Source organism: Xanthomonas sp. PPL134, assembly GCF_040595915.1.
GTDB lineage: Bacteria > Pseudomonadota > Gammaproteobacteria > Xanthomonadales > Xanthomonadaceae > Xanthomonas_A > Xanthomonas_A indica.
Genome location: NZ_JAMDLL010000010.1, coordinates 17142 through 31517, shown reverse-complemented (window position 1 = coordinate 31517; position 14376 = coordinate 17142). Strand labels below are relative to the sequence as shown.

Annotated in this window: 9 protein-coding genes and 1 pseudogene; 6 read left to right on the top strand and 4 right to left on the bottom strand. The window is 71.5% G+C overall.

Annotated elements, in window-relative coordinates:
- The first annotated feature begins 131 nt into the window (after positions 1–131).
- Together M3U25_RS16320 and M3U25_RS16315 are read left to right on the top strand one after the other, a co-directional pair.
- Positions 132–2645: a DEAD/DEAH box helicase gene (locus M3U25_RS16320; protein ID WP_355502108.1), complete on the top strand. Its 2514-nt coding sequence runs from the start codon at positions 132–134 to the stop codon at positions 2643–2645.
- Positions 2642–3751 carry a ribonuclease H-like domain-containing protein gene (locus M3U25_RS16315; protein ID WP_355502105.1) on the top strand — a complete coding sequence of 370 codons (1110 nt, stop codon included), beginning with the start codon at positions 2642–2644 and terminating at the stop codon, positions 3749–3751. The genes M3U25_RS16320 and M3U25_RS16315 overlap by 4 nt, the downstream gene beginning before the upstream one ends.
- A gap of 906 nt (positions 3752–4657) precedes the next feature.
- On the opposite strand, the pseudogene M3U25_RS16310 reads toward M3U25_RS16315, so the two are convergent.
- A pseudogene (locus M3U25_RS16310) lies at positions 4658–5845 on the bottom strand (M56 family metallopeptidase); the annotation flags it as partial.
- Positions 5846–5848: 3 nt separating this feature from the next.
- Positions 5849–6235, bottom strand: coding sequence for a BlaI/MecI/CopY family transcriptional regulator (locus M3U25_RS16305; protein ID WP_017909741.1), 387 nt, complete (start codon positions 6233–6235; stop codon positions 5849–5851).
- 683 nt (positions 6236–6918) lie between these two features.
- On the opposite strand from M3U25_RS16305, the gene M3U25_RS16300 reads away from it, so the two are divergent.
- From M3U25_RS16300 to ligD, 3 genes are all read left to right on the top strand, one after another.
- The gene (locus tag M3U25_RS16300; protein ID WP_355502304.1) at positions 6919–9246 is read left to right on the top strand and encodes a TonB-dependent receptor; all 2328 of its coding nucleotides are present in this window, start codon (positions 6919–6921) and stop codon (positions 9244–9246) included.
- A 188-nt stretch (positions 9247–9434) separates the two neighbouring features.
- Complete coding sequence (locus tag M3U25_RS16295) at positions 9435–9611, top strand: DUF3606 domain-containing protein (protein ID WP_019796493.1); 177 nt, start codon at positions 9435–9437, stop codon at positions 9609–9611.
- Between the two features lie 19 nt (positions 9612–9630).
- Positions 9631–12252: a DNA ligase D gene (ligD, locus tag M3U25_RS16290; protein ID WP_355502101.1), complete on the top strand. Its 2622-nt coding sequence runs from the start codon at positions 9631–9633 to the stop codon at positions 12250–12252.
- A gap of 244 nt (positions 12253–12496) precedes the next feature.
- On the opposite strand, the gene M3U25_RS16285 is transcribed toward ligD, so the two are convergent.
- Both M3U25_RS16285 and M3U25_RS16280 read right to left on the bottom strand, forming a co-directional pair.
- The gene (locus tag M3U25_RS16285) at positions 12497–13528 is read right to left on the bottom strand and encodes an SDR family oxidoreductase (protein ID WP_355502098.1); all 1032 of its coding nucleotides are present in this window, start codon (positions 13526–13528) and stop codon (positions 12497–12499) included.
- Positions 13529–13599: 71 nt separating this feature from the next.
- Positions 13600–13833, bottom strand: a complete 234-nt coding sequence (locus M3U25_RS16280; RefSeq protein WP_019797504.1) for a hypothetical protein — start codon at positions 13831–13833, stop codon at positions 13600–13602.
- 139 nt (positions 13834–13972) lie between these two features.
- Here M3U25_RS16280 and M3U25_RS16275 point away from each other — a divergent pair, with 139 nt between their 5' ends.
- Positions 13973–14329, top strand: coding sequence for a hypothetical protein (locus tag M3U25_RS16275; protein ID WP_209248234.1), 357 nt, complete (start codon positions 13973–13975; stop codon positions 14327–14329).
- The last annotated feature ends 47 nt before the right edge of the window (positions 14330–14376 follow it).

The window sequence follows — 14376 nt, the reverse complement described above, 5'->3', positions numbered from 1 at the left end:
AAGGCGGCCAACCGCACTCGCGCAAGCCCCCCGCCTGAATCCGCTCAGCCTGCCTTCCTCGCCTCGGCAGGCGCCGTCTCATACCCTGAGACGCGATTTCGCTTCCCTGTTCCGCTTTGAGAGCCGTGCCGATGCCCGCCCACGCCCTAGCCCCGCGCACCGAGGACGCCGAGCGCGCCCTGTCCACCACCGACGGGGTGCCCTCGCGCGACGGCGCCCTGCTCAGCGCGCGGCTGGAGCGCCGTTACCACGACCGCATCACCGGCAGCTTCACCATCCCCGGCCAGGCCGGCCGCTATGCGCCGATCCCGGACGACGTGCCGCCGGCGCTGGCCGCCGCACTGCGCGAACGCGGCATCGCGCAGCTGTACAGCCACCAGGCCGAGGCCTGGGACGCGGCGCAGCGCGGCGAGCACGTGGCCATCGTCACTCCTACCGCCTCGGGCAAGTCGCTGTGCTACACGCTGCCGGTGGTGGCCGCGGCGATGACCGCGCAGGCCAAGGCGCTGTACCTGTTCCCGACCAAGGCGCTGGCGCAGGACCAGGTGGCCGAGCTGCTGGACCTCAACCGCGCCGGCGATCTCGGGGTAAAGGCCTTCACCTTCGACGGCGACACCCCGGGCGATGCGCGCCAGGCGATCCGCCTGCACGGCGACATCGTGGTCAGCAACCCGGACATGCTGCACCAGGCGATCCTGCCGCATCACACCAAGTGGGCGCAGTTCTTCGAGAACCTGCGCTACGTGGTGATCGACGAGATCCACACCTACCGCGGCGTGTTCGGCAGCCACGTCGCCAACGTGCTGCGCCGGCTCAAGCGCATCTGCGCGTTCTATGGAGTGAGCCCGCAGTTCATCCTGTGCTCGGCCACCATCGGCAACCCGCGCGCGCATGCCGAGGCGCTGATCGAGCAGCGCGTGCACGCCATCACCGACTCCGGCGCGCCCAGCGGCGACAAGCACGTGCTGCTGTGGAACCCGCCGGTGGTCAATGCCGACCTGGGCCTGCGCGCCTCGGCGCGCTCGCAGAGCAACCGCATCGCCCGTATCGCGATCAAGTCCGGGCTGAAGACCCTGGTGTTCGCGCAGACGCGATTGATGGTGGAGGTGCTGACCAAGTACCTGAAAGACATCTTCGACCACGACCCGCGCAAGCCGCCGCGCATCCGCGCCTACCGCGGCGGCTACCTGCCCAGCGAGCGCCGCGAGGCCGAGCGGGCGATGCGCGCCGGCAGCATCGACGGCATCGTCTCCACCTCGGCGCTGGAGCTGGGCGTGGACATCGGAGCGCTGGACGTGGTGGTGCTCAACGGCTACCCCGGCAGCGTCGCCGCCACCTGGCAGCGCTTCGGTCGTGCCGGGCGCCGCCAGCAGCCGGCGCTGGGCGTGCTGGTGGCCAGTTCGCAGCCGCTGGACCAGTACGTGGTGCGGCACCCGGACTTCTTCGCCGACGCCTCGCCCGAACACGCCCGCATCGCCCCGGACCAGCCGCTGATCCTGTTCGACCACATCCGCTGCGCCGCGTTCGAACTGACCTTCGTCGCCGGCGAGGCGTTCGGTCCGGTGGACCCGGCAGTGTTCCTGGAAGCGCTGGCCGAGAGCGAGGTGGTGCACCAGGAAGGCGACCGCTGGGAATGGATCGCCGACAGCTACCCGGCCAATGCGGTGAGCCTGCGCTCGGTGGCCGACGGCAACTTCGTGGTGGTGGACAAGACCGACGGCAAGCAGCAGATCATCGCCGAGGTGGACTATTCCGCCGCCGCGCTGACCCTGTACGAAGGCGCCATCCACATGGTGCAGAGCACGCCCTACCAGGTGGAGAAGCTGAACTGGGAAGGGCGCAAGGCCTACGTCACCCGCACCCACGTCGACTACTACACCGACAGCATCGACTTCACCAAGCTCAAGGTGCTGGACCGCTTCGACGGCGGCGCAGCCGGCCGCGGCGACGCGCACCACGGCGAGGTGCACGTGGTGCGGCGCGTGGCCGGCTACAAGAAGATCCGCTACTACACCCACGAGAACATCGGCTACGGCCCGGTCAACCTGCCCGACCAGGAACTGCACACCACCGCGGTGTGGTGGCAGTTGCCGCAGGCCACCCTGCTCAAGGCGTTCGGCAGCAAGCAGGACGCGCTGGATGGTTTCCTGGGCGCCGCCTATGCGCTGCACGTGGTGGCGACGGTGGCGGTGATGGCCGATGCGCGCGACCTGCAGCAGGCGGTGGGCGACGGCGACGGCGCCTGGTTCGCCGTGGCCGACGCCAAGGGCCGCGGCCAGCTGCGTGGCGGCGAGAGCGGCGAGCCGGCCAGCATCGAACTGCAGCAGTTCGTGCCCACCGTGTACCTGTACGACAACTTCCCCGGCGGCGTCGGCCTGAGCGAGCCGCTGTATCGGCGCCAGGCCGAGCTGGTGCAGCGCGCGCGCGAACTGGTGCAGGGCTGCGACTGCGTGGCCGGCTGTCCGGCCTGCGTCGGTCCGGTGCTGGCCGCGCAGGAAGCCAGCGCGACCACGCCCCGGGCGCTGGCGCTGCGCGTGCTGCGCCTGCTGCTGGACGGCGAGGACGACGCGGCACTGGACGCGCACGATGCGACCACGATCGCCATCGATGCCGATGCCGACGCGCTGCCGGAGTGGAGCGCATGAGCATCAGCCTGGAGCGCCTGCGCGCGCTGCGCCGGCAGGCCGGCGATGCCAGCGCCGAGCGCGCGTCGGCGTCCTCCGGTAGCCGCACCACGACCGACGCGTCCACCGCGTCACGCGCAGGCGCCGCCGCGGCGACGTCCACACAGGCGCCGATGCAGGCATCGGCAGCGACGCGCGACGGCACATCGCACGCAGCGGTGCCACCGGCAGCACGCAGCCAGCCCGTTCCCGCGCGCGGCAGCGGCACCGATACAGCGGTGGCCCCACCCATCGCCATCGCCCCGTTCGACCGCGGCGGCACCGATGTGTCCGCGCTGCGGCGCCTGCTCGGCCTGCGCGAGCGTGCCGTCGCGCCCGCCGCGGCGGCGGCCGCACGCAGGCCGGCCGCGGCACCGGACCGGCATCTTCCCGGCGTGGAGATCGCGCCGGGGCTGCACCTGATCGAGGCGTTCCTGCCGCAGCCGATTCCCGCGACGTCGCTGTCGCTGGCCTTCGCCCGCCGCGAGGACGCGGTGGAGCCCACCGACCTGCTGTTCTTCGATACCGAGACCACCGGCCTGGCCGGCGGTACCGGCACCCGCGCCTTCATGATCGGCGCGGCCGACTGGACCGTGCATCCGGCCGACGGCCCGGGCCTGCGCATCCGCCAGTTGCTGATGGCCACGATGGGCGCGGAGAAGGCGATGCTGGAAGCGTTCCGCGCCTGGCTGCGGCCGGGCACGGTGCTGTCCAGCTACAACGGCCGCTGCTACGACGCGCCGCTGCTGAAGACCCGCTACCGGCTGGCGCGCTGCGCCGATCCGCTGTCGGCGCTGGACCACGTGGACCTGCTGCATCCCACCCGCCGCCGTTACCGCGGCACCTGGGAGAACTGCAAGCTGGCCACCATCGAGCGGCAGTTGCTGCGGGTGGTCCGCGAGGACGACCTGCCGGGGTCCGAAGCCCCGGCGGCGTGGCTGGGCTACCTGCGCGGCGGCAATGCGCGCAATCTGCGCCGCGTCGCCGCGCACAACCACCAGGACGTGGTCACGCTGGCGCTACTGCTGCAGCGCCTGGTCGCCGCCGAGGCCGAGGAACGCGCGCTGGCGGCGGCGGCATCGGCGTAGTCGCTGCACGCCGCCGGCGGATCACTCCAGCCGCTGCGCGCTGCCCGCAGCGATGGCCGCATCGAGCAGGCGGTCGACCTCGCGATCGACCTGCGCGCTCAATTCGCCCTGCCGTGCGCCCAGTTCGCCCTGCTGCCGGCCCAGCGCGGCCTGCTGTTCGCCGAGCGCGCGCATCTTCGCCGCCAGCGCGTCCTGGCGCTGCGCTAGCGCCGTCTGCGCACGCGCCTGCGCCTCGGCAGCGACGGCGTCCATGTCGATGCGGTCCAGCGCCCGCGCCGCGGCCTCCTGCGCCAGCTTGCCTTGTTCCCGGCCCAGCTCGCCCTGCTCGCGTCCCAGTGCCCCCTGGCGCTTGCCGAGTTCGCCCTGCTGCGCGCCCAGCTTGCCGATCGGCTCGAACAGCGCGTCGAAGCGGGCCAGCAGCGCAGGATCGTGCACCACATAACGCTTGCCGCCGCGGCGGAACCACAGGCCATCGCCCTGGGTCTCGCGCTTCATGCTGGCGAGTTCGTCGCTGCTGCCGCTCATCGTCGAATGGTTGCCCTTGACCCGGACATACGACTGTTCGATTTGGCCGTTGTGGGTTTTCTGCATCGACCGCGTGCTGATCCGCGAGCCGATGGCCGGCGGAGCAGCCGGGACGGCCGGTGCCGGGGGCGCAAGCGGCGCGGGCGGCGGCAACGGTGCGGCCGGCGGCGCGCGACGCGAGGTCGTCGCAGAAGCGGCGGAGGTGGCAGACATCGCCGAGGTCGCCGCACGCGGCGGCAGCGGCGTCCCGGGCACGTTGGCGGCACGGGCAGCGGCGCCGTCATCCATGGCCGTGTCGTTGTCCGTGTCGGCGGCATCGGCGGCGTCGGCCGCCTTCTCCGCTGCTTCGGCGGCTGCATCGGCAGCGGCCTCGGCGGCCTCGGCAGCCGCATCGGCCGCCTCGGCTGCGGCGTCGGCCTCGGCGGCGGTCGGTGCCGCTGCATGAGCGGAACCCGACTTGCTGGCAGGCGCGACGGAATGGCCGGGCTGGGCCACCAGGCGCAACGGCGCCACGCCAAGCACGGTCACTGCGGTCAGGATCAGGGCCGCGCCCAGGCGCGGAAAAGCGGACGTGGTCTGCAGCATCAGCAATCTCCGTTTCAGGCTCAGGAAGGTCGGCGAAGCGCTGGCCAGGCCGGCGCTGGGCCGCGGCGCCACACCCAGCTGCACCAGCAGCCGTGCGTAGTCGTGACGGCAATGACGGTGGCCGGCGACCACGGCCGCATCGCAGGCCGCCTCGCGGGCCAGGGCGTACTCGCGGTTGGCCAGGTGCACCAGCGGATGGAAGAAGAACAGGTGCTGCGCCACCGCCGGCAGCAGGCCCCACCACAGGTCGCGGCGCTGCAGGTGCACCAGCTCGTGGGTCAGCGCCATGTCCAGATCATCGGCGCGCAGGCTGGCCATGCGCCGCGCCGGCAGCAGCAGCACCGGCTGCCACGGCCCGATCAGCTGCGGCGAATCGATGTGCGCACACAGCCGCAGCTGCGGCGGCTGGCGCAGGCCGTGCGCCTCGGCCGCCAGGCGCAGCGCGCCGAGCAGGGCGGCGTCGGTGCACGGCGCCGCCTCACGTGCACGCTGGCGGCTGCGACGGTAGGCCAGGACGCTGTGCGCGGCGCAGACCAGCACGCCGGCCAGCCACAACGCCGCCAGCGCCTGCGCCCACGGCCAGGCTGCCGCGGCGGCCGATGCCGGCGGGGAGGCGAGCGTCCCGGCGCTCACCTTGGCGGTGGCATTGACATTGAGCTGCATGGGCGTGGCCGCCGACATCGACACGGGCGGCGTCGCCGCGCGTGCCTGCATTGCCGGCGCCGTGGCGATAGCCGTCGGTGCGGCCATCTGCGCCGGCGCGGCCGGCAGCACCGGCAACTGCACCGCCCCGGCCCACAGCAGGCCCAGCACGCTCTGCGCGGCCACCAGCCACCACAGCCGGCAACGCGTCGCCGCCGGCAGGGTCGGCAGCCAGCGGCACAGCGCCCAGATCAGTGCGACCAGCACCACCGTCTGCACACTGGTCGCCAGCAGCCGCGACAGCAAGCTCTCGAACACGTCCGTCCCCAACAGGCTGTGCATGGCTCAGTCCTCTCGCCGTTGCGATTGCAGTTTGGCCACCAGGGCCTCCAGTTCGGCCAGTTCCGTGTCGCTGACCTCGGCGCGCTGCGACATCCACGCCACGAACGGCGACACCGAACCCTGCAGGGTCTTCTCGACGAAGCTGCCGACCGCACTGCGCACCACGTCGTCCTGGCCGCTGGTGGCGGCGTAGCGGTACACCCCCTGCACCTGGCGGCGGCGCAGATAGGCCTTGGCGCGCAGCCGCTCCATCATGGTCAGCACCGTCGAGCGCGCCAGCCCGCGGGCCTCGCCGAACCCGGCGGCGACCTCGCCGACGCTGGCATCGCCGTGCTCGGCGATGTACTGCAGCAGGGCCAGTTCCTGGTCCCCGATCGATTTGCGGCGCATCCGCCCACTCCGTTGACTACACGTGTCGGCAAAGCTACCCATGACGACAACTGTCGTCAATAGGCCGCAGGTCATGGGCGGGCGGTCGGCTGCAGGCTGGCGATGGCGTCCGTCGGGGAGGCCCCAGTGGTGCCACATCGCATGCCGGCGGATGTCGCGTCGGTCCTTGGCTAACGGTCGTCCACGCGTCGCGCAGGCGTGCGGGGCGAGGTCGGCATCCGCCGCCACCAATGCACGCGCCCGCCGCAGAAGTCCGTCGCGATCCGCCCCGTTCGTGCAGGGACGAGAACGCCCTATACCCAGGTATCGCCCCACATACGCAGGGCAGGCAGGGCTGTACCAACGCGCAATGGTGCTAGCGCACATGCGGTGCAAGAATGCTCCGCATCGCTTCACGCCGCTGCATTCACCTCGGGAAGTGCGCTGTCGCGCGGATGCGCCGTTCGTCTCCACCGATCCGGAGCGAGCCACCGCAACTGCCGCGCGCGACATCCCTGGTCCGCGCCGCACCGCCGGCGCCCTCCCATCGCAAACGCACAGCCAGCCGGGCCGCCGCGAGGCCACCGCCCAGCGCTGGGTGCGCGCCTGCGGCACCGCTTCCCCTGCACGCTGGACCCGCCATGCATGTGACTTCCTCCCATCTTCGTGTCGCCGTTCTACCGCTGCCCGCACCGCATCGCCGCATTCGGCCCGGCACGCCGTCGGTGCTGTCCGCGGCGCTGGGCGCCTGCCTCGCCGCGTCGGCGGCGCATGCCGCGGAGGCGGCCACCAGCGCCGATCCCGGCACCACCCCCACCACGCTGTCCGCGCTGGACGTGGTGGCCTCGCCGCATGCGGCCGCGGTGGCGCCCACCCAGGTGGTGGGCCCGAACCGCTATGTCATCAATGCCGGCGACATGGACGCCGACCTCGCCGGCAGCAACGGCCTGGCGCGGCTGAAGACCGTGCCCGGCGCCAGCTATACCGCCACCGATGGCCTGGGCCTGGACGTCTCCGCCACCAGCCTGTTCGTGCGCGGGTTCCGCATGAACGAAATGGGCATCACCTTCGAAGGCGTGCCGTTGAACGACAGCGGTTTCCTGTCGCTGACCGGGACCAGCGTGGTCAACGTCGGCGTGCCGGACGCCATCGGCACCATCACGGTCAGCCCCGGTGCGGCGCCGGTGAGCGTGTTCTCCAGCAGCGCCAACGGCGGCGCGCTGGAGTACCGCCTGGGCGAGCCGAAGGACACGCCCGGCCTGCGCCTCAAGCAGGGGGTGGGCAGCGACGCGACCCGGGTCACCACGGTTTCGGCGCAGAGCGGGCAACTCGGCGATACCGGCCCGAAGCTGCAGGTCGACCTGCAACGGCTGGGCGCGGACAAATACCAGGGCGGCGGCACCCAACGCTTCCTGCGCGGCGACCTGAAGGCGACGCAGGACGTGGCCTGGGGCACGTTCACCATGTTCCTGTCCGCCAGCCACGCGGCGATGTGGGGCTACAACAACCTGTCCTTCGACATGCTCGACAAGCTCGGTTGGCACGCCGACAGCGTCTATCCCGACTACGCCAAGGCCTATGCGGTCGCCCTGCCGCAGAACGCCGGTGCGTCCTGCGGCGCCTATAGCTGCGGCACGCTGGCCGGGCTGTTGCCGTACGACACCGGCCAGGTCACCGACGACCGCATCGCCTCGCTCGCGCACGACTTCCACATCTCCGACGCGCTCAGCGGACGCGTGCAGGTCTACAGCGCGCGCAGCCGCACCCACGCCACGCTGAACGATCCGACCACGCCCTCGCCCGACGGTGCGCCGTTCTCCGAGCAGGTGCAGGCGCCGCACCTGCAGCGCAGCGGCGGCCTGCTCAGCCTGACCTACCTGATCGGCCGCCACACCCTCAGCGCCGGCCTCTGGGCCGAGCGCTCCACCGCCGACGCGGCGACGTTCTGGTACAGCGAGCCGCTGCTGGGACAAGGCCGGCCGCTGCGCACCATCGGGCCGTGGGACACGTACGGCCCGGCGTTCAAGACCGACAACGCCTCGCACTGGACCACCCGCGCGCGCCAGGCGTACGTGCACGACGACATCGCACTGAGCGACACGCTGGTGCTGGGCGTGGGCGCCAAAGCAGTGGATTTCCGCACCCGCGGTGGCGGTGTCGGCGATGCACCGGACCGGCCCGCGTCCGGCACGCTGCGCGCCAGGAGCGCGTTCCTGCCGCACCTGTCGCTGTTCTGGAGCCCGACCACGCAGACCGATGGCTTCATCGACCTGGGCAGCACCATGAACGGCTTCCGCGTCGCCCAGCGCGGCAACATCGGCTATACCGCCTCGGCCTGGACCGTCCCCGACCAGGCCACGTTCGACCGTCTCGCCCGCCACCTGCAGCCGGAGCAGGACTGGAACCTTACCGTCGGCGGCACCCATCGCCTCGACCGCGCCACCGTCACCGCGGACGTGTTCTACGGCGACATCCGCCACCGCCTGCTGTCCGCCGCGGTCGGCACCCAGTTCGCGCAGGTCAACACGGTGCAGGTGATGCCGAAGATGCACACGTTCGGCGCCGACCTGGGCGTGACCGCCGACTTGACGCCGCACCTGCAGTTCTACCAGGGCGTGGCATTGGCGCGCTCGGTGTACGACCGCGCTGTCGTCGTCGACGGCAGCGTCTACCCGATCCAGGGCAAGGCGCAGCCAGGCTATCCGCAACTGTCGCTGGTCAGCGACCTGTCGGCGCACCTGCGCCACTGGCGTCTCGGTGCCACCAGCACCGAGTACCTGCATCAGCCCTTCACCTACGAGAACGACCTGCGCGTGCCGGCGTTCTGGCAGGTCAACGCGTACACGGCCTACACGCTGGGCGCGGACAGCCGGCTGCCGGGCCTGGAACTGCGCCTGGACGTGAGCAACCTGCTCGACCGCCACAACATCGGCACCGCCAACATCGCCGGCTCGGCGTTCGCCGGCGACTACCAGACGCTGCAGCGCAGCGCGCCGCGGCAACTGCTGTTCAGTACGTCGCTGGCGTTCTGAGGGAGCGGCACGCGCGTGCACGCCAGCGGCGCGCATGCATCGGGCTGACACGGCGTTCACGGCGATGCCACGCCGGCGCGACTAGAAGTTTCCGCACCGGTCCGCCGACGCATGCCGCGTCCGTCGGCACTCGCCGCCACCCGTGGCGCCCCGCGACCGCAGCGGCTTCTGGACAGCAGGACATCGGCATGAGCGACGATCCCCGCAACACCGGTTCGCCCGACCGCGACCGCATCAACCTCCACGAAGACTACGAAGTGCGCTACTGGACGCAGGCGCTGGGCGTGTCCGCCGACGAGTTGCGCGCCGCCGTGCAGGCCGTGGGCAGCAGTGCCGCGGCGGTCCGCGCGCACCTGCGCAAGTGACGCGGGCCAGGCCCGCGCCATGAGCCTCGCCGACTACCGCCGCAAGCGCCGCTTCGACAAGACCCGCGAACCGGAGCCGGGCAAGCCGGTGCCGGCGGGGCAGCGGCCGATCTTCGTCGTGCAGCTGCATCACGCCAGCCGCCGCCATTACGATTTCCGCCTGCAGGTCGGCGACGCGCTGAAGAGCTGGGCGGTGCCCAAGGGACCGAGCTACGACCCCAAGGTCAAGCGCATGGCGGTGGAAGTGGAAGACCATCCACTGGATTACGCCACGTTCGAGGGCGAGATCCCGCAGGGCGAATACGGCGGCGGCCACGTCGCCCAGTTCGATCACGGCGTGTGGAGCAGCGCGCACGACCCGGAAGCGCAGCTGGCCAAGGGTCACCTGCGCTTCGAGTTGTTCGGCGACAAGCTCAAGGGCGGCTGGCACCTGGTGCGCTCGGGCAAGCCGGCGCGGCAGCCGCAGTGGCTGCTGTTCAAGGAGGACGATGCCTTCGCCGGCGACCTGGAGGCCGACGACTTGCTGGCCGATGTCACCGCGGCGCCGGCGCAGGACGTCAAGCGTGCCGGCGCCGGCAAACCCGACAAACGCAAGGCCACGGTCGTCGCCGCACCGGTCCGCAAGGGCCGCCGGACGAACTGGGCCAAGCTCGCCCAGGCGCTGCCCGCGGCTGTGCCGGCCGCCGCACCGGACGGGCCCTTCGCCGCGCAACTCGCCCGGCTCGGCGACGCGCCGCCGCAGGGCGAACACTGGATCCACGAGATCAAGTGGGACGGCTATCGGATCCTGGCCACCGTCGCCGACGGCGTAGTGCGGTTGTGGTCGCGCAATGCGATCGAGTGGACCGACAAGATTCCCGAGATCCGCGACGCCATCGCCGCACTGGGCCTGCGTTCGGCGGCGCTGGACGGCGAACTGATCGCCGGCAAGGGGACCAAGGAGGACTTCAACCTGCTGCAGGCGGTGCTGTCCGGCGAGCGCCAGGGCAAGCTGGCGCTCGCCCTGTTCGACCTGTTGCACCTGGACGGGATCGACATCGCCGCCGCCCCGCTGTCCGAGCGCAAGGCATTTCTGCAGCGGCTGCTGCAGGGCGCCGATGCGCACCTGGCCTTCAGTTCGCACATCGACGGCGATGGCGACGCGGCGTTCCAGCTCGCCGGCGCGCAGCACTTCGAAGGCATCGTCTCCAAGCGCGCCGACCGCGGCTACCACGGCGGCCGCAGCGACGACTGGCGCAAGACCAAGCAACTGCGTTCGGAGGAATTCGCGGTGGTGGGCTATACCGCGCCCAAGGGCAGCCGCAGCGGCTTCGGCTCGCTGCTGCTGGCGCGGCCGGATGCCGAGCACGGCTGGCTGTACGTCGGGCGCGTGGGCTCCGGCTTCTCCGACGCCTTGCTGCGCGAGGTGACCGCACTGATCGGCAAGGCCGGCAGCGCCACGCCCAGCGTGCACGTGCCGACCACCGAGACCGACCTGAGCAGCGCGCGCTGGTTCGCGCCGCGCTTCGTGGTGGAAGTGTTCTACCGCGGCATCGGCGGGCAACAATTGCTGCGCCAGGCCTCGCTGAAGGCGGTGCGCCCGGACAAGGACATCGCCGACCTGGGCGATCACGACGCACCGGCGCCGCGCGCGGCGGCCGCGCGCGCAACACCGCCGGCCAGGAAGGCCAAGACGGGCAAAACGGCCAAGGCGACCAAGGCAGCAAAGGCGGTCGGCGCGAAGGCCGCCAGCGCCAAGCGCGGCGCCGCAGCGGTCGACAGCGCGCGCACGCCGCCGCCCCTGTCCAGCCCGGGCCGGGTCGTGTTCCCCGACATCGGCGCGACCAAGCGCGAGGTCTGGGACTACTACAACGCGGTGATGGACCACCTGCTGCCGGAGATTGCCGGACGCCCGCTGTCGATCATCCGCTGCCCGGCCGGCGCCGAACGCGCGTGCTTCTTCCAGAAGCACCACACCGCCGGGCTGGAGCTGGTGTCGTCGGTGCGCTTGAAGGAGGAGAGCGGCACCCAGGCCGAGTATCTGGTGGTCGAGGATGCGGCCGGGCTGCTGGAACTGGTGCAGTTCAATGCCTTGGAGTTCCACCCCTGGGGCGCGCATGCGCAGCGCCCGGACGTGGCCGACCGCGTGGTGTTCGACCTGGACCCAGGGCCGGACGTGCCGTTCGCCGAGGTCAAGCGCGCGGCCACCGACATCCGCAAGCTGCTCGCCCAACTGGAGCTGGAGTCGTTCCTGCGCGTGTCCGGCGGCAAGGGCCTGCACGTGGTGGTGCCGCTGGCGCCGGGCTGCGACTGGGACCTGACCAAGCGCTTCGCCCATGGTTTCGCCGACGCCCTGGCGCAGTCGCAACCCGAGCGCTTCCTCGCCACCGCCAGCAAGCGCCTGCGCAACCAGCGCATCTTCGTCGACTACCTGCGCAACGGCCGCGGCGCCACCGCGGTGGCCTCGTACTCGCTACGCGCGCGCGCCGGCGCGCCGGTGGCGATGCCGCTGGCCTGGAGCGACCTGCCCAAGCTGCACCGCGCCGACGCCTTCAAACTGCGCGACGTGCCGGGCAAGCTGAAACGGCGACGCAAGGATCCCTGGGCCGGGATCGACGCGCTGAAGCAGAACCTGGCGCGCTGGGCCGAAGCGGAGAAGTGAAGCCCCTCTCCCTCCGGGAGAGGGGTTGGGGTGAGGGTACGGGCGCAGCCTCGTGCAGTCGGACTGAGCATGGCAGATGTCCGGACTGCCGGAATGACACGAGCGACCCGCTCCCTCATCCGCCCCTGCGGGGCACCTTCTCCCAGCGGGAGAAGGGAGTCACGAGCCCCTCTCCCCCCGGGAGAGGGGTTGGGGTGAGGGTCCGACCGCTAGCCAACGCACTGGCCACCATCCCACCCCGCAACTACCCCGTCGGCCCACCCATCACCGGCAGGATCGCGCCATTGATGTAGCTGGCAGTAATCGGCGACGCCAGGAACACATAGGCCGGCGACAGTTCCTCCGGCTGCGCCGGGCGCCCCATCGGGTTCTGCTTGCCGAACTCGGCCACATCCTCGGCGGGCTTGTCGGCCGGATTGAGCGGCGTCCACACCGGCCCCGGGGCGACCGCGTTGACGCGGATGCCGCGCGGCTGCAACTGGCTGGCCAGGGCCATGGTGAAGGCATGGATCGCGCCCTTGGTCGCCGAATAGTCCAGCAGCGACTTGCTGCCGAACAACCCGGTTTCCGAGCCGCTGTTGACGATCGCCGCGCCGCGCTTGAGATGCGGCAGCGCCGCGCGCGCCATATGGAAATAGCCGGCGATGTTGGTCTGCAGCGTCTCCTGCAGATGTTCCTCGCTCAGGTCCTCCAGCGCATCGCAATGCAACTGGAAGGCGGCGTTGTTGACCAGCACGTCGAGCCCGCCGAAGGCGCGCACAGTCTGCGCCACCGCGTCCTCGCAGAACGCCGGATCCTTCACGTCGCCGGCGATGGTGATGCAGCGGCGGCCTTCGTTCTCGACGTGCTGGCGGGTGACCTGCGCATCCTCGTGTTCGTCCAGGTACAGCACCGCCACATCCGCGCCCTCGCGCGCGAACAGCACCGCCACCGCGCGGCCGATGCCCGAGTCGGCACCGGTCACGATCGTGCTCATGCCGCGCAGCTTGCCGCTGCCCACGTACTCGGGCGCCTCGAAGCGCGGCTGCAGCGCCAGTTCGTGCTCGTTGCCCGGCTTGGCCAGGTGTTGCTTAGGCATGCGCTGCGGCTGCTTGCGCGGCCCGGCCTGCCCGGCGTCGCCCGGCTTGGCGCGCTTGGGCTTGGGCTTGGCGTCGCCGGCATCGACCGCGCGCTGCAGCGCGCGCTGCTGCTGCGCGGTCTTGGCGCTGGACGACGAGGCACTGCTGCGCTTCGACGGGGCGGACGGGGTGGCGGCAGGACGCTTGCGGGAGGCCATCGGCAATACTCCGGATGCGGGAGGAGGACGCGGTGGCGCAGCCCTCCTCGAACGGAAGGAAGAGGCGTCGCTCAGGCGCGGTCGGCGAGACCGCTGACGCCGGCGTGCTGGGCGCAGTGCGCGCAGCAGAACATGCGCTCGCCGGCCTGCACGCCGTGGCCGACGATGCGGCAATCGCAGTGGCTGCAGCGTGGGGCGAAGGCGTGGATGGCGCACTCGAACGAATCGAAGGTGCCGCTGCGCGCGCCCTGGGTCAGGGTGAAGGCCTGGTCGTAGTCGTTTCCGCAGACATCGCAGGTGGCCATGATCGGCTCCGGTTGCTGGGGGAACCCCGAGTCTGGCCCCGCCGGCGGCCACGACCGGTGAAACCACCGGGGCGATCTCTTCATGCCGCGCAAACATGCGCCGCGACAGGCTCGCGCCATCGATCGAAGGAGACGCCCCATGATCCGCCACCCGCTCGCCCGCCTTGCCCCGTTCGCCGCCGTGCTGCTGCTCGGCGCCTGCAGCACCACTCAGGTGGCGCAGGTGCAGCCGATCGACGGCGTCATCTCCGGCCAATGCCATATCGACAAGGTACGCGGCGCGGTCGGCCTGGCCGCCTCGCGCATGACCGTCGAACGCGCCCGCGTCGACAGCGACAGCCTCAAGGTGCAGGTGGTCAAGAGCAGCGTCACCGACAACGGCGCCACCTCCAGCGGCGTGGACAGCGCCAACCGTGGCGCCCGCGAAACCGGCGGCGACCGCCTGACGGTCGAGATCGGCCCGACCAACAACATCACCACCGTCTACTGCGGCTGATCCGCGTCGCCGGGCCGGCGTGCCGCGGCTGACGCAGCGTCAGCCGC